A 21,315-nucleotide genomic window follows, 5' to 3' on the forward strand; every position below is an offset into this window, starting at 1 on the left:
AAAGGCTCTTCCGTGATTTTGGCGCTAGAGGCAACTGACTAAAATCCGCTTTCTAAACAAGCTGAAATTGCTAAATCCGTAATCCGAGTAGCCTATGCTTTCAGTTAATTTAGTACGGCAGTAAATGCCGATAACGCGCTGCTCAACCTCAAGGTTGGTTACCTATATCTCTGGTAAATCAAGTAATTTTTCAATATCGAAGTTATACCCGGTCTTATCTTTGCGCCAAATTTACGGAAGAACCTAAAATATCACTAATGCGCTTTTAGCTTTATTATTGATGTCAAATAGCTGTAGCGGGGTTTGTGTAATCCCATGCCCACATAAAATAGGCAGAGGTTCGTCTTTTTCTTTTATTTTATGTGGATTTTTCACCGCTATGCGGCTTTATCAGCATCCCCAAAGAAAACCCCCTACCCAAAGTTGAGGCTTTTGGTAGGGGGGCGTTTTTTTAGCTGTATGTGTGATGCTGACTATACACGGTTGCCTTTGATAATGCCGCGCTCGGAGCTACGCACAAAGTCTAGCACGTGTGCTCTTTCCGGAGAGTCTTCGATGGCCTCTTCTACGGCTTTGAGCGCGTTGGTGATGTTTAGCCCCTGCTGGAAAATGATGCGGTAGATTTGCTGCAAGTTGCCAATGGCTTCATTGCTAAAGCCCCTGCGGCGCAAGCCGATGGAGTTGATGCCATCGTAGCTAAGGGGTTCTCTTCCAGCCATAATATACGGGGGTACATCTTTTCGGACAAGCGACCCGCCGCCGACCATTGCGTGTGCACCAATTTTGACAAATTGGTGGACGGCACTCGTGCCGCCTACGATGGCATAATCTTCGATACTGACGTGCCCTGCGATTTGTACAGAGTTGGCAATCACACAGTGGTCGCCAATGATACAGTCGTGCGCCACGTGTACGTAAGCCATCAGCAGGCAGTGGCTGCCTACTTGGGTCGTAAACTTGTCTTTTGTACCTCTATTGACCGTAACACACTCACGGATGGTGGTATAATCGCCAATGACAACTGTCGTATCTTCTCCTTCAAACTTAAGGTCTTGGGGGATGTTCGAAATTACCGCTCCCGGGTGTATTTTGCAGTGCTTTCCGATGCGTGCGCCGGGCATAATGACCGCATTGGGGCCAATCCAAGTGCCTTCACCTATTTCTACATTTTCATAGATGGTAGCAAAGGGTTCGATGACGACATCATCGGCAATCTTGGCATCGGGGTGTATGTAGGCTAGGGGGCTATTTTTCATCTTTTCTAACAATACTTGCTGAGAGAACAGCTTCACAAACTAAATTATCGCCTACAAAGGCTTGACCCTGCATCTTGGCTATGCCTCTGCGGATGGGGTGCGTCAGGGTACATTTGAAGACCACTGTATCGCCGGGGAGTACCATTTTCTTAAAGCGGCAGCTTTCAATAGCGATTAGGTATGCCCAATAGTTTTCGGGGTCGGGTACGGTGCTAAGCACAAGGATACCACCTGTTTGAGCCATAGCTTCTATTTGCAGTACTCCTGGCATCACAGGGTTGCCGGGGAAGTGCCCTTGGAAAAACGGCTCGTTGATAGTAACATTTTTGATACCGGCCACAGAAGTATCATCAAGATAAAAAATCTTATCTACCAACCGGAAAGGGTAGCGGTGTGGCAACATCTGACCTATCTGATTGATATCGAGCAGAGACGGCAGCTTGGGGTTATAGTCAGGAATGCGGCTGTCTTTTTTCTTGGCTTCTATTTGGCGCTTGATTTTCTTGGCAAAAGCGATGTTGGCGGCGTGGCCGGGGCGTGCTGCCAAGATTTGCGCCTTGATAGGGCGGCCTACCAGTGCCAAATCTCCTACTAAGTCGAGGAGTTTGTGGCGAGCAGGTTCGTTTCTGTAGCGCAGCTCCACGTTGTTCAGGATACCTTCTTTACGTATTTCTACCTTAGGTTGGTTGAAGAGCTTGGCTAAGTAATCCAGTTCGTTGTCGGCCACTACACGGTCCACAATCACGATGGCATTGTTGAGCGTTCCGCCTTGGATGAGGTTTTGTTTGTGGAGCATCTCCAGCTCGTGCAAGAAGCAAAAAGTACGGCACGAAGCAATTTCAGAGGCAAACTGGCTGATGTGTGTAATGGAAGCGTGTTGGCTGCCTAATACCGAAGAGTTGTAGTCTACCATTACCGTCAAACGGTAGTCATTGAGAGGCATTGCGGCCAGCTCTATGTCCTTATCGCTTTCGCGGTGAATAATGCTCTCATCGATTTCGTAATAATTACGGAAAGCGTCTTGTTCTTCGAGACCGGCTTCTTGTAGTGCTTCTACAAACTTGATAGAGCTGCCATCCATAATGGGAGGCTCGGGGCCGTCAAGCTGTATCAGTACGTTATCGATTTGTAAGCCTACGATAGCCGCCAAGGTGTGCTCTACGGTATGGATGCGTGCGCCACTCTGCTCGATGGTCGTGCCACGAGAGAGGTCTACCACATTGTCTACGTCAGCATCTACGGTTGGTTGGCCTTCGATGTCTACCCGCTGGAATTTGATGCCGTGATTGGGCTTAGCTGGCAAAAAAGTCATTGTAGCCGGTACCCCGGTATGCAAACCTACGCCGGATAGTTGCACGGCTTTCTTAATGGTATGTTGTTTTATGTTCATAGGTCTCGTTTTGTGGCAACAAATTTAAGGTTTTTTCCGATTTTGTGAGCAGTCAGCCCAAACAATTGCCCAAAAGGCTGCTTGGGAGCTCGTAAGAGGGTTTGCGCTTCGTTATTCAGCGGTATGGTTACGTTGGTGTTTTTCAAGGTCTTCGACCCGTTTTTGGAGCTCGGGGAGTTTGCGGAAAATAACCGATGATTTGAGGAAGCCCTGAAAGTCCAACGCCGGATAGCCTTGTAGTATGCGCCCTTCCTCTTTGATGTTCCTGTTGATTCCTGATTTCGCCCCTATTTTCACCCGGTCGGCGATGCTAAGGGAGTTGGCTACCCCTACTTGCCCGCCCAACACACAGTATTGGCCAATCTTGGTGGAGCCGGAGATGCCCGACTGCGCTGAGATGACCGTGTGTGCGCCTATTTCAACATTATGCCCTACTTGAATGAGATTGTCCAGTTTGACTCCTTTTCGGATAATGGTGGCTGTGTTGGCAAAGGTAGCCCTGTCTATGGTGGTATTGGCTCCGATACTGACATAGTCTTCTACAATCACTGTGCCCAACTGTGGGATGTTGACATAGCTGCCATCGGCCTGTGGAGCAAAGCCAAAGCCGTCGCTGCCTACAACGGCCGCAGGGTGTATCTGACAGTGCGCCCCAACACTGCAATGCGCCTGTACGCGTGCGCCGTTCATCAAGACAGTGTGCGCGCCTATTTTAGCGCCTTCGCCCACATAGCTTTGGGGATGTATCTGTACATTGTCCCCGATGACTGCTCCCTTGTCGATATAGGCAAATGCGCCCACATAACAATTCTGGCCAATTTTGGCCTCTGGGTGAATGAAGCAAGGCTGTTCGATACCTACTTTGGGCGGGTTGGTCAACTTATGATAATGCCCCAAAAGCCGGGTAAACGCAATATAGGGGTCATCTACAAAAATAAGCGTTGTTTGTACGCTTTTTTTAGGGACAAAGCCCCTGCGTACCATTACCGCCGTAGCAGTAGTGGTATACAAAAAATTCTCGTATTTATCGTTGGCCAAAAAGCAAATCGATTCTTCAGGAGCTGGCTCGTCTATCTTGGCAATGGTTGCCACGGTAGCTTGTGCATCGCCTTGGATGTCGCCGTTTATTAGTTGGGCAATCTGTTGGACTGTGAACTTCATTCAATAGAGGTCAAAAATGAGCGAATTGCCGCAAATTTAGAAAATGCAGCGCTAAATTAGGTGATACCAGCACAAATAATATTTCTTGACTACCTTGCGCAAGGCCTTGATGTTGGGCAAATCAGAGGCTTGGGCAATATCAATCACACGCCCATCTTTACACAAGATATTGATTGTATTATAATCCGAAAGATAGGCTTCATTAGCCGCTATTCCCTTGACTACAAAGTATTTAGCTTCTTCTTTATCAAGCTGCAACTGCTTGCGGAGCTGTTTGCGGAGCTCCTTGACTTGCTCGGGCTTGATAGGTTCGCGACTCATCCGTACTTTGAAAAGCTGTCGCGACAAGAGCATCCGGCTAATGCGCGAAAGCACCTTGTCAGGGTGGTCTACCCAAAGCTTGATACAGGCCCAGATGTCATAATCATCTAGGTTGGCAAAGGCCCGGAGGTAGTTTGTATCTTGCTTGAAATCATCCATACTCACTTCCTTGGCCAAAAAGGTGTGTAGACTTGGGGGGGCAAACAACTCTTGGCCTTGTTGCACAAGTTGCTTGGCGCGGTTGATGAGCTGAATGAGCATCACATCAGCGCTGACATTAGTCTTGTGCAGATATACTTGCCAATACATCAGGCGGCGGGCAGTAAGAAAATTCTCGATGCTATAGATACCCTTCTCTTCTACCACTAGGGCATCATTGTGCAGCGCCAGCATTTTGATAATGCGGCTGGCACCGATTGTCCCCTCGGATACGCCGGTAAAAAATGAGTCTCGCTGGAGGTAATCCATCCGGTCGATATCGAGCTGGCTCGATACCAATTGGTGTAGAAAAGGGCGCGGATAACGACCCGTGAAAATATCGATAGTGAGTTGTAACGCCCCTTGATAGTGTCGGTTGAGAGCTTCCATCAGCTGGAGCGACAGGTATTCGTGAGGTACTCCCGAAAGGATGGTATGTTCCAAGGCGTGTGACATTGGGCCGTGGCCGATGTCATGTAGCAAAATAGCGATTTGTGCTGCCTCAAACTCTTGGTCAGAAACCTCATAGCCCTTGTGTCGGAGGGTATCGAGCGCAACTCCCATCAGGTGCATAGCCCCTAAAGCGTGATGAAAGCGGGTGTGTAGCGCCCCCGGATACACATAATCGGCCATCCCCAACTGCCGGATACGCCGCAGGCGCTGAAAATAGGGGTGTTCCAAAAGATCAAAGATCAAGTCGCTCTTGATATTGATAAACCCATAAACCGGGTCGTTGATTATCTTGCGCTTGTTGTAGGGTAATATCATACAGAAGGGGCTATGTATATTGCTCTCGAAAATACGTCATTTTTGAGCAAAAGGGCAAATTATACCAAGATTCACTTGGTTTGAGGGCTTTCAGTACATAGGTTTCCCCAACCAATTTTGACTGGGTATACTGTTCTTTTGATTGTAACAAGTTGGCATCATCACAGTATAGGGTGTGATGGCAACATAATTGCTGCCTTATTTGTACCACCCCTAAACCCTTCTTTGTAATGAACAAAATAATAGTGAAGCCCGAAAGCTTCAGGCCGCTATCAGGGTTTCACAAGAGGCCTGTCTTACTGCAGCCCAAGTAAAAGATTGGCCCTGTTGCTCAGCGACGAATTTAAACGCAGGCAGTACTTCAATGTGGCCAATGATGACCTTAATAGCTCTGCCAACAAAACTAATTTCAGCAACTTCTTGGCCGAAAAAACAGACAAGTAGCCCTCATCCAAACTAATCGTCTTGCCTCATCGTTTCAAAGAAGCATACCTTGATACAAACCACATTGATACAAACCACATTCCTTATCAAATCTCTGTCCCTCTATGAAAGCACTCTTATTCTCTGGTCTCTTGCTCTTGGCAGCCTTGAGCGCAAACGCCCAAACACAGCAACCTGTCTCTGACAGCCTCTCGCTCTCGCCCAAACGGGACAGTCTCGCCACCTCCCCCTCTAAGGATAGTGTACGCTACTCCTCTGGCTCGATACTCCTGCGCCAACAATCTACCACACACACCCTCACGATGCCCGAATACAAGGAGCACAACTCTCAGTATATCTATGGTAATGATGGGCGTGTTACGGGCGGAAGCACCAACTTTAAGGTTGGAAAAAAGAAGAAAAATTAAGCCCTCTCCCACTCCGCTGAGCATTTTGAAATTTTAGCTCAAAGAAAAGAGAGACTTCTTGTTGTTCCGGAGCTGTAGCTCCGGACTATTTTTCCATAAAGCTCCTGTGAGTCTTGATATACTTACTAATAGTACAGACTTGCCTGTGCCAAGAAGAGGCTCCACAAAATCACCATTGTCCCAATAAAAAAAGCCTCTCAAAACAATGTTTGAGAAGCTTTGTGATCCCTCTGGGGCTCGAACCCAGGACCCTCACATTAAAAGTGTGATGCTCTACCAACTGAGCTAAAGGATCAGACCTTTTTTCAATAAGAAGCGGAACTCAGTGCTTTTTTGATTGACTTTCGTTCCATTGGAGATTTTCAGAAAAAAAGCCTCTCAAAACAATGTTTGAGAAGCTTTGTGATCCCTCTGGGGCTCGAACCCAGGACCCTCACATTAAAAGTGTGATGCTCTACCAACTGAGCTAAAGGATCAGACCTTTTTTCAATAAGAAGCGGAACTCAGTGCTTTTTTGATTGACTTTCGTTCCGTTTGGGATTGCAAAGGTACGAAGGCTTTTTGAAAGTGCAAGCCCTAACAGGGCTTTTTTTAACTTTTTTCAAGGTCTTATCCTAACTCCCTCTTGCTCAAGATATTTTTTCAGCTCAGGAATTCCGATTTCATTGAAGTGAAAGATACTGGCTGCAAGCGCGGCATCTGCTTGAGCTTGTTGGAATACCTCTTTGAAGTGTTCGGGCTTTCCAGCCCCCCCCGACGCAATGATAGGAATGCTCAACAATTGGCTCAGGGCTGCGGTAGCTTCTAGAGCAAACCCGTTTTTAGTGCCGTCGGCATTCATTGCCGTAAAGAGGATTTCGCCGGCACCTCGCTCTTGTGCTTCTTTGGCCCAATCATTGAGGCGGCGGTCAATAGCTCTGCGCCCACCGTGAGTATGTACCCACCAGTGCCCATCGATGGCTTTGGCATCAATCGCCACAACGATACACTGTGCGCCAAAAGCTTGGGCTGCTTCGCTAATCAATTCGGGGCGATATACCGCCGCAGAGTTGATTGTCACCTTATCAGCTCCTGCATTGAGCAGTACCCATACATCTTCCACACTGCTAATGCCCCCTCCTACCGTAAAAGGGATGTTGATATGGGCTGCAATACGTTTCACCAATTCGGCCAGGGTCTTACGCTTTTCGTTGGTGGCCGTAATGTCCAGAAAGCACAACTCATCAGCTCCTTCCGCTGCATAACGGCTGCCTAGCTCCACAGCATCTCCGGCTACTACCAAGTTTTCAAACTGAACTCCTTTGACGGTCAGGCCGTCTTTAACATCCAAACAAGGAATGATTCTTTTTGTTAGCATAATATTTATTATCAACTTTAATGCCTAGCTACGCAATAAGGGGGCAAAAATACAGATATTTTGAAGCTATTTTAGTGTTGAGCAATTCACATTACAACAAAAGGTTTAAATTTGCCCCTAGCGTACCAAACTAAGCTGGCACTACGTTTGTGCTTATGTATGCGTATTGTGCCGGCAATTTTGCCAAGCATTTTTGTTGACAGAGAGATTCTATGAAACACCGCAAGTACTTCAAGTGGCTACCCCACTCTTTTGTTTTGTTTTTGATGGTTGGTACTTTGGGACTTACAGCCCCCTCTTGCCAACCTAATTATATCAAGGCGCGCAAACGCGGCGCTTCGTATGGTGGCGGCAGCACAGACAAATGGATTCCTAAAAAGCCTGCCAAGCGCGACCTGGCAGCCCCAACCGGTCGCAGACCACGAGGCAAGAAAAAATAGCTTGCTTTTTGTCGCTTTACTTTGTATGGCAGTTTCTTCCTGTTTTTTTTGATTTGTTATTGCTAATGACCATACCCACTCCTGCCCTGAAAAGCCGCAGGCTGCGCTTTTTTGCGGTCTGCTTTTTGGCACTATGGCTTGGGGCTAGCGCCTGCAAGCCTCAGCCCTACAAACGCCGCAAACCCCACAAGGTAGTCCCCAAAGGGAAGCGTATGCCTTGCCCCATCAAAGATTGCTAAGAACTTGTCTAAAATTCTCTTCATCGACACCAAAACGCTGATTTTTAGCCGCTACTTCGTGAAAAATGCTCGCCGTAGCCCTCCCACGATTAAAATCGTGGGCTAAACAAGCAAGCGCGTGCGCTTTTTGCCCTAGTACCAGCGCAAAAATCAGCTGTTTTGAGTGCCGCGCTGAAAATTTAGACAAAGCTCTAAGTACTTAGCAGGTACTGCACTGCCCCTATTCTGTTCCAAACTCTATCTTGGCCTTTGGGAAGAAGTATGAAAGGCTGTCGGCAGTACCTTGGGTCAGCGGGTTGCTGAATATCCATACGTGATTAAGCACTGGCATCTCCCTCAAAAACTCGGGCAATACCGTCAACTGGTTTTCGCTAATCCAGAGATTTTCTAGTTTTTTCAACTTGGTAAGACTTTGTGGCAAGGCAACAATCTCGTTCTTGTCAAGCATAAGCGTGCGCAAAGGTAAGGCCGCTAAGCGATCTACAGCCTCTACAAAATTTAGCTGAGGGTTGCGTACCAAGGCCAAGACCTCTAGGTTTTCTAGCTTCCCTATAGCTAATGGCAGGGTCTGTAATTTGTTAAAACTCAGATATAAGTCTTTGAGCTGCTTGAGCTGTCCAATACTTTCAGGCAAAGTCTCAAGAGCACAACCCTCCAGATGTAGCTCGCGTAGTTGGGGTAAGGCTGCCAAAATAGGCAAGACCTGTTCTAGGTCTATGGCTTCATTATAGCCCAGCCACAATACTTGTAGTTGTTGTAAGTCCTTAAAGCCTTCGGGCAAGGTCTTGAGATTGGTTTCGGCTAAAGACAACTGTTGAAGTTGGGGCAATTGTTGGAGTATAGCAACGGCCTGCTCGTGGTCTAGCTCGGTATTCAGCTCTAGGCTCAGTACTTGTAGATTGGTCAATTGTTTGAACTGCTCGGGCAGGGTCTTGAGTTGAGCACCTTCCAATTTGAGCTTGTGGACTTGTTGGGGCTTTTTGAGTGCGCTTTCGAGAGAGGCAAACTCCTCAGCCTTGTCAAGCGCCTTTTGGTCAAGTGTTGTGGTGCTTTTTTTGCCTTCGCAAGCAACTAAACATAGCCATAGCCCAAGGGCAATTACATTGTAAACAAGTATGGAGGGTGTTTTCATCAGGATTGATTGGTAAGTATGTTATTGCGAATTTGCTAAGAACAATCGTCAAACCAAAATGGTCATCAGGATTTTCCAGCATTTACTCGGCTGAAGGATTCATCGCATTTGAGCGCGTTGATCCTTGCCCGTTCTTTGTGCCCTTTGTAGTTATCCCCAAATCTTATGAATCTTGTTATAAAATGAGTACAACAACAAAAGCCAAAAATATCCAGTGGTATAACCTAGGGTACAGTGGCACGGTTTGTCAATGGAAGTGCAGGTCTGAAGTTGAAAAATTGTGAATCCCCTAGAGGCTTGCTATATTTGGCTTTTCAAAAATGGTATTCCAGCCTTTCCAAATGCGATTATTCAAAAAAATGATGAGAAAGTTTTTATTACAAGTAGCTCTGAGTCTACATTGCTTGGCGCTTGTATCCTTCCATAACCTCTTGGCACAAAACCCAGCCGAAAGCTATGTCGTAATGGTCTCTTTTGATGGCTTTCGCTATGATTATGTTGAGCAACACAACCTATCTAATTTCAAAAAACTCATCTCCGAAGGTACTGCTGCCGATGGTCTGATACCGGCCTACCCTTCCAAAACCTTCCCCAACCACTACAGCTTAGCCACAGGGATGCACCCCGGCACACACGGCATCATCGACAATACATTTTTTGATACCAAGCGCCAAGAAACTTACCGCATCAAAGACCGCGACAAGGTAGAAGACCCCTACTGGTATAGCGGCACACCTATCTGGACCTTGGCGCGCCAGCAAGGCCGCAAGTCGGCCTCGTTTTTCTGGGTTGGTTCAGAAATCAATGACCCCGAGCGCCAACCTAACTATTTTTATCGATACGATGGAAGCATCACCAATGAAGCCCGTATCCAGCAAGTAAAAGCTTGGTTTGAGATGCCCGCCCAAGAGCGCCCGCAAATCGTGATGTTGTATTTTTCTATTACTGACGAGGCCGGGCACAAGCACGGCCCCGAAAGTGAAGAACAGCGCCAAAGCCTAATAGAGGCAGACCGGCTGTTGGGGCTTTTGATGGAAGAGGTCAGCAGTATTGATTTGCCTATCAACTTGCTCATTGTCTCTGACCACGGGATGCTGCAAATGCCCAACCTACCCGAACACTTCATTGACTTAGCCTCCTTGGTAGACCTCAGCGAGGTAAGCGCTACCAGCAACAGCTTCCACGTACACATCCACAGTGATGAACGCAGCAAGCTCGAAAAAGTCTATGCCCAACTCCAAGCCCTACCCAAGGAATTGCCTTTCAAAAGCTATTGGAAAGCCGATATTCCGGCTCACCTCAATTACAACAACAACCCCCGCATTGGCGATATACTCGTAATAGCCAAAGCCCCATATTATCTAGGCGTAGGCGAACAAACACAGCACTGGCAAAAACGCCCGCTCAAAGGCCAACACGGCTATGATCCCTATGATTGCCCAGAAATGGTCGGGATATTTTATGCGTGGGGGCCTAATATACGCCAAAATCTCCGCATTCCAGCCTTCGAATTGGTACACGTATACCCGCTGGTGGCCAAGATTCTGAACTTGCAAATACCCGCCGATATCGACGGACGCATTGAGGTATTGCAAGATATTTACCAGCCTTACAAACCCTAACAACCGATAGCTATATGAAGATTGGGGGCATTGTTGAGCGCATAGGCAGCAGGCTGCCTATGCTTTTTGGGGCGCTGTGTTGGCTGCTCTGGGCAATGCCCTCTATCCAAGCTCAAGAGTCGCAACTACAAGGACAAGTCGTAGACGAGCAGTTGCAAGCCGTGCCCTATGCTGTTGTAGCAGTACAAGGCCTCAACCTACAAACCAATGCCGACTCCTTGGGGCGCTTTAGCCTGTCGGTGCCCGCCAATCAACCCCTCCGGCTACGGGTCAGCCGTGTCGGTTATCTGCCCCAAGAGCAGCTATTGCAGCTATCGACCGAGGAGGTGCGTATTTTACGTGTCCGTCTTCAGGCCAACGGTACACTGGCCGATGTTGTGGTAGAAGACCGCCGTCAAGACCTCGACACCCGCATTTCGGTATATACCATCGAGCCAGCTAGTTTGAGTCGGATGCCTTCGGCTTTTGGAGATTTCAATAAAATTCTGGCCACCTTGCCCGGCGTGGTCAGCAACAGTGAGCTATCATCAACCTATGCTGTGCGCGGCGGGAGCTTTGAGGAAAACTTGGTCTATGTCAATGATATCGAAACTTATCGTCCACAGCTAGTCAGCGCCGGACAACAAGAGGGCTTGAGCTTTATCAACCCCGACTTGGTGCAGCAAGTCCAGTTTTCTGCCGGTGGTTGGGAAGCAGCCTACGGAGACCGGCTGGCCTCTATGCTCAATGTCAATTACTTGGTCCCTAAAGAATGGGGAGGCGGGCTGACCTTAGGGCTGCTAGGAGCCAATGCACACATCAAAGGAGTAGGCCGTAACCGCCGCTTTTCCTTTGTGGCTGGTGTGCGCCACAAAGATGCCCGATACCTGTTGGCGACCCTGCCTGTAGAAGGAGAGTATTTTCCCCGGTTTACGGATGTTCAAGCGTTTGCTACCTACCAAATAAGCGCTCATACACGCCTACAGTCCTTAACGGCTTATGCCCAAAACCGCTACTTCCTAGAACCTTCTAATGCACGCACTGACTTCGGTACAACCCAGCAGGCTTTCAGCCTACAAGTGGCTTTTGAAGGCAGCGAGGTTGTACAGTATGATGTTTGGCAACAGGCCTTCCAGCTCGAACATCGCTGGAACGAACGTTATACCAGTAGCTGGATTCTATCAGGCATCAGCACCCTAGAGCGCGAGTATTTTGATATCGAGGCGGGGTATCGCCTGTCTAATTTGGTTATTGATGGGTCGGGAGGCAACCGGCTGGCCAACAGTCGCGATATTGGCACAGAATACCAGTCGGCACGCAACCGCTTTATAGCCCTGATGGGTAGTCTCGAATGGCGAAACATATGGCGCATCAACCAACAACAAAAACTACAATGGGGGGCAAAATATGGCTACGAGCAGATTTCGGACGTATTTCGAGAGTTTGGCTTTTTGGATTCGGTGGGCTTTGTTACCCCGCGCCGTAGTGTAGATGTAACAAATGTGTTTGCGGTATCGCGTTGGAGCGCCTACCTCCAGCATACCCTCAGCTGGGGCACTCGCCAGCAACACCTGCTCGACTATGGTCTGCGCCTGACTCGTTGGGGCTTAAACGACGAATGGCTCTTCAGTCCTAGGTTTCAGTACGCTTTCTTGCCCGATTGGCAGGGTGAATGGGCGCTAAAATTGGCTACTGGAATGTATGCGCAACCACCTTTTTTTAGAGAGTTACGCAATAACGAGGGAACACTAAACCTCTCGCTAAGAGCACAAAAATCTTGGCACTTTATTGTAGGTGCTGAAAGCGTATTTGAACTATGGGGGCGCAGCTTCAAATGGACCGGCGAGGGCTACTACAAATACCTCTGGGATGTAGTACCTTATGATGTAGAAGATGTGCGAATCCGCTATTTTGCTCAAAACAGCGCCACAGCCTATGCCCTAGGCGCTGATTTTCGCGTGAGTGGGGAGTTTGTGCGTGAAGCGGTCTCTTGGTTTAGCTTAGGGATTTTGAGTACACGCGAAAACATCGCCGGCGACGGACGTGGATACATTCGTCGCCCCACTGACCAACGGCTGACTTTTGCGGCTTATTTCGAGGACTATATCCCCAAAGCTCCTACTTGGCGCGTAAATTTACATATGATTTTGGGTACAGGCCTGCCCTTTGGCCCTCCCCAGCGCCCTGAGTTTCGGGCGGCGCTCAATGCCCCTTGGTATCGCCGAGTAGATTTGGGCTTTTCCAAGACTATCTTGCACAAACAATACCTCGAATCCTTAGCCATAGGGCTGGATGTGCTCAATGTGCTGGGGACTCCCAATACGATTTCTTACACGTGGGTACAAGACACCGACCGTCGCCAATATGCCGTCCCTAACCGGCTGTCTACCCGCTTTTTGAACTTTAAGGTCTTGGCCAAATTTTGAGACAGTAGCCTGCTTTGCCGAAAATATATAGCTGATTTTCATTACTTTAGATAAGTTTGGCACAAGTATCGCAAGGAAGCCTTCGGAATCTATCGTTTTTTTCGCATTTTTGTTATCCGCAGCAAAAACCTACACCAAAATAAAGTAGAAGGAAAGAGATGCCAACCAATGTATTTATTGTGCAAAAAGATCATCATACCATCTGGGAAACCTGCTTACAGGAGATAAAGGCACATATTGACGACACAGCCTTTAGTACTTGGTTTGAGCCAATAGTGCCCGTGCAACTGAAAGATGATGTATTGACAATTCAGGTGCCGAGTATGTTTTTTTATGAATGGATAGAAGGTAATTATGTCGTATTGCTGCGCCGCGCCCTCGACAAAGCCATCGGTGAAACTGCCCGTTTAGAATATACCCTCGAAGACACCACGACAGACAAGCCTAACCCCAACCGTCTGTTTGGCGTAGGAAACCAAGGAAATCCCTATTTTCCGCAAGGATCGGCCAAAGCACCACACCCCAAAACACCTACTTTTAATGGTGGTGGATATATCCAACAACAGCAACAACAACAAGCCTATGTAGGCCAACAAAGCATTCGTAGCCACCCACTCTACGCACAGTTTCAGCTTAATCCTGAATATACTTTTGATAGTTTTATCGAAGGAGACTGCAACCGCCTAGCACGCTCTGCCGGGGTGGCTGTAGCCGAACGCCCAGGTGTAACGGCTTTTAACCCCTTGATGCTATATGGCGGTGTAGGGTTGGGCAAAACACACTTGATGCAAGCTATCGGCAATTACATCCGCAAACACCACGGCGAAAAGCAAGTGTTCTACGTCTCTTCCGACAGGTTCACCAACCAGTTTGTAATGTCTATCACCAACAACGACCTGCAAAGTTTCAATAACTTTTATATGGGGGTGGATATTTTACTAATTGACGATGTCCAGTTCTTTTCAGGAAAAGACAAAACACAGGAGATTTTCTTCCACATATTCAACCACCTTCATCAGTCGGGCAAGCAAATCATTATGACGAGCGATCGCCCACCTAAGGAGCTTAAGGGCTTGGAAGACAGGCTTTTATCTCGTTTTAAGTGGGGCTTAACCGCCGATCTCAAGCAGCCTGACTTGGAGACGCGTATGGCCATTATTCACAAAAAGATGCAAAGCGAGTCTACAGAGATGCCCGATGAAGTAGTGGAATATTTGGCCAACAGTATTGACAGCAATATCCGCGAATTAGAGGGGGTAATGACCTCCCTTACTGCTCAGGCTTCGCTCTACCAATGCCCCATTACCTTGATGATGGCCAAAAATGCTGTCCAGCAGATTGTACAAAACGGTGGCGATCGCGAGCTCAGCATCGACGAAATCCAACAAGCCGTAGGCGAATACTTTGGGATCAGTGTGGAGGATATGAAGTCCAAAACCCGTAAAAAAGAGATTGTCATTGCCCGACAAGTGGCAATGTTTTTTGTAAAAGAACACGCCAACAGTTTCTCGCTCAAATCTATTGGTTATCACTTTGGCGGGCGCGATCACAGTACGGTCATCCACGCTATCCAAACCATCAACGACTACATCCAAACCCGCACGGATGTCCGTACTTATGTGGACGAGATTCGTCAGAAATTGAAGAGCTTGTAAGGCCTGGCCTTTGAGCCTGTAGAATGACCCTGACAGTGTTGAATACACCGTCAGGGTTGTTTTTTTAGGATAAAAACTGCTTGCGCAAGGTCAGCTTGCTAAACTTGCCGGTAGCCGTCAGGGGGATTTCGCTCACAAACTCGATGCGGTCGGGCAATTGCCACTTGGCAAACTTCGCGCTGAGGTGGGTCAGCAAGCCCTCTTTGTCGGGTTGTTTGCCTTGCTTGAGCACCACTACCAACATCGGACGCTCACCCCATTTTTCGTCCGGAATGCCGATGGCAGCGGCCATCGATACGTCTGGGTGTCCCATGGCGAGGTTTTCCATATCGACAGAGCTGATCCATTCGCCGCCTGACTTGATGAGATCCTTGGCGCGGTCTACGATTTCCATGTAGCCATATTGGTCGATGGTAGCCATGTCGCCAGTGTCGAACCACCCATCCGCATCGACGGAGGGCTTGTCGTCGCCATAGTAGGTATGCACTACCCAATTGCCCTTGACCAACAAATGCCCGACAGACTCGCCGTCGCGGGGTTGCTCCTTCCCTTGCTCATCCACCACCTTGATGTCTACCCCAAAAACAGGCCTACCCTGCTTGATACGGTAGCGAAACTGCTCCTCTTCGGGGAGGTTTTTGAGCTGGGGTACGGCACGGTTGATGGTTCCGAGCGGGCTCATTTCGGTCATTCCCCAAGCATGTAACAAGTCCGCTTGGTGCTTTTCTTTGAAAGCCCTCAGCATAGAGGGTGGCGCTGCCGAGCCTCCCACGACCACGTCGCGGAGGCTGCTCATCGTTTTTTGGTGGGTGTCGGCATATTCGAGCAAGGCAGTCCACACAGTGGGCACGCCAGCAGCGGTATTGACTTGGTAACGCTCGATAAGCTCATAAATAGCCTCTCCGTCCATCCGTTTGCCGGGCATAATCATCGTAGCACCTGTGATGGGGGCTGCATAGGCAATGCCCCAAGAGTTGGCGTGAAAGAGTGGCACTACCACCAAGATAGTATCGCTGGCCGTAAGCCCGAAGGCATCGGGCAGGCTGACAGCATAGGTGTGTAAGAGGTTGGACTTGTGGGTGTAGAGCACGCCCTTGGGGTTGCCCGTAGTACCGGAGGTATAGCAGAGCGAGGAGCCGCTGTTTTCGTCAAACTCAGGCCACGCAAACTGCATGGGTTCGGCAGCCAACAAGGTTTCGTAACAATAGACATTGGGCAGGGCTGTTTTGGGCATCGTAGCCTCTTCGGTCAAGACGATGTAGCCCTTTACCTTAGGAAAATGGCTGTGCAACCCTTCGATGAGGGGCCAAAAGATGGGGTCGATGAGGATGTATTGGTCTTGGGCGTGGTTGATGATATAGATCATCTGCTCGTGTGAGAGGCGTGGGTTGATGGTATGGCAGATAGCCCCTTGGCCTGAGATGGCATACCAAGCCTCTAGGTGGCAGTGGGTGTTGAGGGCAATGGTGCCGACACATTGGCCGTGGCTGATGCCTAGTTTGGCGAGGGCGTTGGCAAACTGCTGCGCACGTCGGTAGATGGTCTCGTAACTATGGCTGACGATTTGGTCGTCTTCTACGCGGCGGGTAATGACTTGCTGCTGTGGGTGGTATTTGGCTGCAAAGGCCAAACATTGCGCCAAATTGAAGGGCGTGTTTTGCATGCTGAGCATAAAATTTCCGTTTAGTGTTTTTGGGTAGATTAGAAAATACTATGTTTGCTTGTTAAGTCTGTTCAAGATACGCATTTTAGCCAAGCTGTTTTGTGTTTTCAGTATAAAAAACAGCCTTTGACCTTGATTAAGCACCTGCTTATGCCTGATATTCAACTCTCTATCGTCAGCCCTGTATACCGAGGAGCCTCCCTAGTAGCGCCGCTGGTCAGCCGTATTACCGAAGCTGTAAGCTATATTACGGAGTCTTTTGAGATTATCTTGGTAGACGACGGCTCTCCGGACGACTCCTGGGAGGCCATCCGTGCGGCCTGCCAAGCCAACCCCAAGGTACGAGGAATACAGTTGAGTAGGAATTTTGGGCAGCAGATGGCCGTTAGTGCGGGGCTGCGCTATGCCAAGGGAGTTGTAACGGTGATTATGGATGCTGACTTACAGAACCCTCCTGAGATGATTCCGTCGCTGTATCGGGAGATAGAGGCGGGCTACGATATTGTGTATACAACGTCTACACGCCGCAATCACTGGCGGGATGAGCTTTCGTCGAAGTTGTTTTGGTGGGTATTGATTCGGGTGTTGAAGGTCAATATTATCCCTAACCAACTGATGCTAAAAGCGTTCAGTAGGCGGTTTTTGGCGCACTACAACAGTTATGATGAGCGCGTGCGGGTAGTGGCAGGTATTACGCACGACATTGGGCTAAAGCATACTGTTTTGGAGGTGGAGAACCAACGCCGAACGCAGGGCAAAGGTAATTACAGTTTTTTTAAGCGTTTTCACCTGATGTTGGACATTATTTTGGCGATGACCAATAAGCCTTTGGAGTATCTTATCAATATCAGCTTGTTTGCGGTGATGCTTAGTGTGGCCGTTGGGAGTTGGAACTTGGCAAGTTATCTGCTTTATCCTGATGTGCCGCCGGGGTATACGACCTTGTTGGTTTTTGTTTCCTTTTTTGGCAGTCTGAATTTGCTTATCTTGGGCATTATGGGGCGCTACTTGTCCAATATTTATATCGAGGTGCGGCATCGCCCTGTATTCTTGGTGCAACAATCAATCAATATCCATGATGAATGAGATTATCAAAAAGCAGTTGGAGGCATATCAGCCCAACTTTTTGAAATATGGCGACAGCCCCAAAGGTACTTTCCAAAACAATACTACGACACAGTATGAGCGCTTTGAGCAGTTGTTGGCACCGCTTTTGCGCATCAAGCCTGAGGGTTTTTCGATTTGTGATATTGGCTCAGGGGTTTGTGATTTGCACCAATATTTGTTGCAAAAAAACATTGCACACGAGTATACGGGCATAGAGATAGTGCCGGAAATGGTGGCCACCGCCCAAGAAAAGTATCCCGAGATTACCCTGATGAATGTGGATATTACTTCGGAGGAAATTCCACAAAGGTTTGATTTTGTGGTGATTAGTGGAACACTCAACATTCTGGGCAGCGTGGCTGCTGATGCGTGGGAAGAGTTTGTGTATCAGTTGGTGCAAGCGGCGTTTCACCTTTCTACCATTGGCTTGTCGTTTAATGGTTTGACGACCTACAGTACTTTTAGGGCTGAGGATTTGTATTATTTGTCTCCTGAGCAGACCTTTGGTTTTATTCAGCGCAAGTTGAGTCGTTTTTGTACACTCAATACTGCCTCGCCGTTGTTTGAGGTTTCTTATGCTGTTTTTCAGCCTAGTTTTATGGCTACACAGTATGCGCATCCTGACTTTAAGAAATACTTTCCTGATGCCTGAGCCGCGTACATTGGTATATGGAAACCGTGCGTTGGGGATACTGAAACGCTTTTTGGAAAGCCCTTTGGTGGCTTCTGTTGAAAGTTGGTTGTTGCCGGGCAGTGTTTGTTTTTCAGTACCGTTTTTGTTTTTGGATTTAGGGAAGCGCGTCTACTTTTATGATATTGGCCATCAGGCTATTGAGGATATTGAGATACAATTGGAAGCTTGTCCTAACACAGGGGTTTTGCTGGTCAATTATTATGGCCAAGCTTGGCCTAAGGAGCTTGTAGCGCGTTTGCGTCCGCATACTCCTTGTTTGATAATGGATGCTTGCTTGTCAGTGCCTGATTTCTCGGATTCTGAGATTGCCAATACGGCTGACTTGGTGCTTTTCAGTACTGGACAAGGGAAGGTGCTCAGTATTGGGCAGGGCGCGTTTGGGTTGTTGCCTTTGGCCAAAGCACAAACTTTGGAGATGAAGCCTCTCCTTGAAACACAAAGAGCAGCGGCTTCAAAGGTCTACTACCAACTAGATAACTACTGGAAAGGTGTTGTTAAGGGGACTCATTCATTCAACTACCAACTATTTGAGTCTATTGAGATTTGGGTTGATACAGGGGTTGATTGCGATATCACCCTTTATCAAGCTATTGTATCTGAAAAACTACCTGCTATCCTCGCACACAAAGCCACCCTTAATCAGCTGTACCGTCAGGAGTTGCCCTCTCCTTGGCAAGTATCGTTTGCGTCAGATATTTGGCGCTATCACCTATTAGTAGACAAGCCCGCTGTATTGCTAGAAGCACTTTTTGGTGCAGGGCTTTTTGCTAGTAATCATTATGCCAATGCGCAAGCGTATCTTTCACCCCAATCGCCCAACTTGCCTTACAGCAACCAAGTAGCCGCACATATTGTCAATCTTTTTAATGACCCTGCTTATACTGAAGCGCAGGCACTTCAAACGTGTCAGGTTATCAAAAAACTATTTGACACAGGACAAATACAACCTATTGAGCTGAATATCACCTTATGAAAGTAGTCATCTTACAGTCAAATTACCTTCCTTGGAAAGGCTATTTTGACCTTATTCAGGGCGCTGATGCGTTTGTGTTTTATGACTGTGTGAAATACACCAAAAATGATTGGCGTAACCGCAATATCATTTATCCCAAAAACGGCAAGCAATGGTTGAGCATTCCGATTGCAGCACAAGCTACCCGCCTTGCCATCGATGAGGTACTGATTACTGACAAACACTGGCAGACACAGCACTTTAAGTCGCTGTATTATGCGTATAAAAAAGCGCCTCATTTTGCACAATTAGAGGCTTTGATGATTGATTATTTGCAAGAAAAAGCTTGGACACACTTGTCTACACTGAATCAGTATTTGATTCGGTATATCAGCCAAAAACTGGGCTGTAATATACAGTTTTATAATGCGCGCAGCTTCCCTCTTGAAGGCTTGGATAGAGTAGAACGCCTATTGGTAATTTTGGAACAACTCAAAGCCGATACCTATATCTCGGGACAAGCCGCCCGTCAGTACCTCGATGGTCAAGAGCGGTTGTTTGAGGCCAAGGGCATCGATTTGGTGTATAAGACATACCCCAATTACCCCCAATACAAACAACTGGCTACGCCTTTTGAACAAGGGGTGTCGATAGTGGATATGATTGCACATTTGGAATGGAGTGAAATCCCTGCTTATATTTGGCTATGACAACAGCTACCAAAAATATACTTGTACTTGGTGCCGGCTTTAGTGGCTTGGCCGCAGGATTGACCCTGGCAGAGGCAAAAACACCTACTCATATTGTAGAGAAAAGCACTCACGCGGGCGGGCTTTCCCGCACACTTGAGGTAGACGGGGTGAAGTTTGAGCTAGGGCCGCATATCTACTTTGACAAAGACCAAGATGTATTGCGGTTTTGGGAATCGCTTTTGCCCGCAGGTCAACTGCGTACCTACACCCGCAACAACCGCATTTTTTATCAGGGTAAATACATCCACTCGCCACTCAACCTTTGGAATGCTTTTGTCAAGCTGGGGCCACTAAAAGTGGGGGCTTTTTTGTCAAGCTTTGCTGGTGCTAAGCTTAGCCGCCGCCCTATCAACTCTGCCGAGGACTGGGTAAAGGCCAATTTTGGTGCAGCGCTGTTTGAGCACTTTTTCAAGGTTTATAATGAGAAAATCTGGGGGTTGGACTGTAGCGAAATCTCGCCCAACTGGGCAGGGCAACGCATCAAATCTTCGCTCTCGACGATGGTGGTCAAATCGCTGACCAAGGACAAAGACTTTATCATCAAGACCTTTTCTTTTCCTGATGGTGGCTCTGAGCGACTGGTAGCGGCTCAGATGGAGCGGTTATCAGCCTCGCCCGATGTGCAAGTTCGTACGGAAACTACAATAACCCGACTGATGCCGGTAGCGGATGGTTTTTTGGCGGATTTTAGCACTGGCGAACGTAATGTGCATTTTACCGATGTTATCAGTACGATTCATCTCAATGCCTTGGGCGAGATATTGGTATTGCCCGAAGCGCAGTCTGAACAATTACAACAGGCAGTGGCTTCGCTTCAATATCGTCATCTTGTATTGGTCAACTTGGTGTTTGAAAAAGAAGCTGTTAAAACCTTTCGAGAGCATTGGATAGACATTCACGACCCTGCCGTCAAGGCACTTCGGGTAACTAATTTTGGGAATTATGATTTTGGTTTGGCCAAGGCCAATAAAGTAGGCGTGGGTTTGGAGTACAACTGTTTTGATACGGATGAAATTTGGCATCAAACAACCCAAGATATTCTGCAACAAGCACTGGCTGACTTGCAGTATATGGGCTTGACACAGTCGCAGCCGCTGGGCTTTGAGATAGTCAAAATCCCCCAAGCCTATCCCATTTACTTCCGAGGGTATGAAGAATACACGAGCACAGTTTTTGATATTTTGGGTCAGATTCCTAGGTTACACCTTGCCGGACGTAACAGTATGTACAAGTGGAACAATATGCACCACTCCGTAAAAACAGGTATTTTGGCCGCTCAAAATGCTCTAGGAGCCACTCACGACCTGTTTGCCGTCAAAGGGATGGTTGCCATTGGTAAAGACTCGGATTAA

Annotated in this window: 19 protein-coding genes and 2 tRNA genes; 12 read left to right on the forward strand and 9 right to left on the reverse strand. The window is 47.9% G+C overall.

Going from position 1 to position 21,315, the window contains the following annotated elements; translation table 11 throughout:
• Positions 1-473: 473 nt before the first annotated feature.
• The 4 genes from lpxA to G499_RS0114940 all read right to left on the reverse strand — a co-directional run bounded on the left by lpxA (position 474) and on the right by G499_RS0114940 (position 5,094).
• Complete coding sequence (lpxA, locus tag G499_RS0114925; RefSeq protein ID WP_027000604.1) at positions 474-1,256, reverse strand: acyl-ACP--UDP-N-acetylglucosamine O-acyltransferase; 783 nt, start codon at positions 1,254-1,256, stop codon at positions 474-476.
• Positions 1,246-2,646 (reverse strand): bifunctional UDP-3-O-[3-hydroxymyristoyl] N-acetylglucosamine deacetylase/3-hydroxyacyl-ACP dehydratase, encoded by a 1,401-nt coding sequence (locus tag G499_RS0114930; protein ID WP_027000605.1) that lies wholly within the window; start codon positions 2,644-2,646, stop codon positions 1,246-1,248. The genes lpxA and G499_RS0114930 overlap by 11 nt, the downstream gene beginning before the upstream one ends.
• Positions 2,647-2,757: 111 nt before the next feature.
• The gene (gene lpxD / locus G499_RS0114935; protein WP_027000606.1) at positions 2,758-3,807 is read right to left on the reverse strand and encodes a UDP-3-O-(3-hydroxymyristoyl)glucosamine N-acyltransferase; all 1,050 of its coding nucleotides are present in this window, start codon (positions 3,805-3,807) and stop codon (positions 2,758-2,760) included.
• A gap of 51 nt (positions 3,808-3,858) precedes the next feature.
• Positions 3,859-5,094 (reverse strand): HD domain-containing protein, encoded by a 1,236-nt coding sequence (locus G499_RS0114940; RefSeq protein ID WP_027000607.1) that lies wholly within the window; start codon positions 5,092-5,094, stop codon positions 3,859-3,861.
• A gap of 318 nt (positions 5,095-5,412) precedes the next feature.
• Between G499_RS0114940 and G499_RS22435 the strand changes: the two genes are divergently transcribed.
• Together G499_RS22435 and G499_RS0114950 are read left to right on the forward strand one after the other, a co-directional pair.
• Positions 5,413-5,538 (forward strand): hypothetical protein, encoded by a 126-nt coding sequence (locus G499_RS22435; RefSeq protein WP_281171874.1) that lies wholly within the window; start codon positions 5,413-5,415, stop codon positions 5,536-5,538.
• 104 nt (positions 5,539-5,642) lie between these two features.
• The gene (locus G499_RS0114950; protein ID WP_027000608.1) at positions 5,643-5,945 is read left to right on the forward strand and encodes a hypothetical protein; all 303 of its coding nucleotides are present in this window, start codon (positions 5,643-5,645) and stop codon (positions 5,943-5,945) included.
• Positions 5,946-6,167: 222 nt separating this feature from the next.
• On the opposite strand, the gene G499_RS0114955 is transcribed toward G499_RS0114950, so the two are convergent.
• The 3 genes from G499_RS0114955 to hisF form a co-directional block, all read right to left on the reverse strand.
• Positions 6,168-6,240: transfer RNA gene (locus G499_RS0114955), tRNA-Lys, on the reverse strand.
• Between the two features lie 108 nt (positions 6,241-6,348).
• Positions 6,349-6,421, reverse strand: a tRNA-Lys gene (locus tag G499_RS0114960).
• A 125-nt stretch (positions 6,422-6,546) separates the two neighbouring features.
• The gene (hisF, locus tag G499_RS0114965; protein WP_027000609.1) at positions 6,547-7,302 is read right to left on the reverse strand and encodes an imidazole glycerol phosphate synthase subunit HisF; all 756 of its coding nucleotides are present in this window, start codon (positions 7,300-7,302) and stop codon (positions 6,547-6,549) included.
• Positions 7,303-7,514: 212 nt separating this feature from the next.
• On the opposite strand from hisF, the gene G499_RS0114970 reads away from it, so the two are divergent.
• Both G499_RS0114970 and G499_RS22050 read left to right on the forward strand, forming a co-directional pair.
• Positions 7,515-7,742 carry a hypothetical protein gene (locus G499_RS0114970; RefSeq protein ID WP_027000610.1) on the forward strand — a complete coding sequence of 76 codons (228 nt, stop codon included), beginning with the start codon at positions 7,515-7,517 and terminating at the stop codon, positions 7,740-7,742.
• Positions 7,743-7,807: 65 nt separating this feature from the next.
• A complete protein-coding gene (locus G499_RS22050) occupies positions 7,808-7,981 on the forward strand; it encodes a hypothetical protein (RefSeq protein ID WP_161627765.1) in 174 nt (57 codons plus the stop codon).
• A 220-nt stretch (positions 7,982-8,201) separates the two neighbouring features.
• Here G499_RS22050 and G499_RS0114980 read toward each other — a convergent pair whose 3' ends face one another.
• Positions 8,202-9,113, reverse strand: a complete 912-nt coding sequence (locus G499_RS0114980; RefSeq protein ID WP_027000612.1) for a leucine-rich repeat domain-containing protein — start codon at positions 9,111-9,113, stop codon at positions 8,202-8,204.
• A gap of 359 nt (positions 9,114-9,472) precedes the next feature.
• On the opposite strand from G499_RS0114980, the gene G499_RS0114985 reads away from it, so the two are divergent.
• The 3 genes from G499_RS0114985 to dnaA all read left to right on the forward strand — a co-directional run bounded on the left by G499_RS0114985 (position 9,473) and on the right by dnaA (position 14,795).
• Complete coding sequence (locus tag G499_RS0114985; protein ID WP_027000613.1) at positions 9,473-10,735, forward strand: alkaline phosphatase family protein; 1,263 nt, start codon at positions 9,473-9,475, stop codon at positions 10,733-10,735.
• Between the two features lie 14 nt (positions 10,736-10,749).
• Positions 10,750-13,140, forward strand: coding sequence for a TonB-dependent receptor (locus G499_RS0114990; RefSeq protein ID WP_245576753.1), 2,391 nt, complete (start codon positions 10,750-10,752; stop codon positions 13,138-13,140).
• 179 nt (positions 13,141-13,319) lie between these two features.
• Entirely contained in the window at positions 13,320-14,795 is a 1,476-nt protein-coding gene (dnaA, locus tag G499_RS0114995; protein WP_027000615.1) for a chromosomal replication initiator protein DnaA, read from the forward strand.
• Positions 14,796-14,859: 64 nt separating this feature from the next.
• Here the strand turns inward: dnaA and G499_RS0115000 are convergent, their stop codons facing one another.
• Entirely contained in the window at positions 14,860-16,467 is a 1,608-nt protein-coding gene (locus G499_RS0115000; protein WP_245576754.1) for a long-chain fatty acid--CoA ligase, read from the reverse strand.
• Positions 16,468-16,608: 141 nt separating this feature from the next.
• Here G499_RS0115000 and G499_RS0115005 point away from each other — a divergent pair, with 141 nt between their 5' ends.
• From G499_RS0115005 to G499_RS0115025, 5 genes are read left to right on the forward strand one after another with little or no spacing between them, the layout of a single operon-like run.
• Positions 16,609-17,544, forward strand: a complete 936-nt coding sequence (locus G499_RS0115005; protein ID WP_154658481.1) for a glycosyltransferase family 2 protein — start codon at positions 16,609-16,611, stop codon at positions 17,542-17,544.
• Positions 17,534-18,217 carry a class I SAM-dependent methyltransferase gene (locus G499_RS0115010; protein ID WP_081413829.1) on the forward strand — a complete coding sequence of 228 codons (684 nt, stop codon included), beginning with the start codon at positions 17,534-17,536 and terminating at the stop codon, positions 18,215-18,217. Before G499_RS0115005 ends, G499_RS0115010 begins: the two co-directional genes overlap by 11 nt.
• Positions 18,177-19,232, forward strand: a complete 1,056-nt coding sequence (locus G499_RS0115015; RefSeq protein ID WP_154658482.1) for a hypothetical protein — start codon at positions 18,177-18,179, stop codon at positions 19,230-19,232. Before G499_RS0115010 ends, G499_RS0115015 begins: the two co-directional genes overlap by 41 nt.
• Complete coding sequence (locus G499_RS0115020) at positions 19,229-19,921, forward strand: WbqC family protein (protein ID WP_027000620.1); 693 nt, start codon at positions 19,229-19,231, stop codon at positions 19,919-19,921. The genes G499_RS0115015 and G499_RS0115020 overlap by 4 nt, the downstream gene beginning before the upstream one ends.
• A complete protein-coding gene (locus G499_RS0115025; RefSeq protein ID WP_027000621.1) occupies positions 19,918-21,315 on the forward strand; it encodes an FAD-dependent oxidoreductase in 1,398 nt (465 codons plus the stop codon). The genes G499_RS0115020 and G499_RS0115025 overlap by 4 nt, the downstream gene beginning before the upstream one ends.

The organism is Eisenibacter elegans DSM 3317 (genome assembly GCF_000430505.1).
Classification (GTDB): domain Bacteria; phylum Bacteroidota; class Bacteroidia; order Cytophagales; family Microscillaceae; genus Eisenibacter; species Eisenibacter elegans.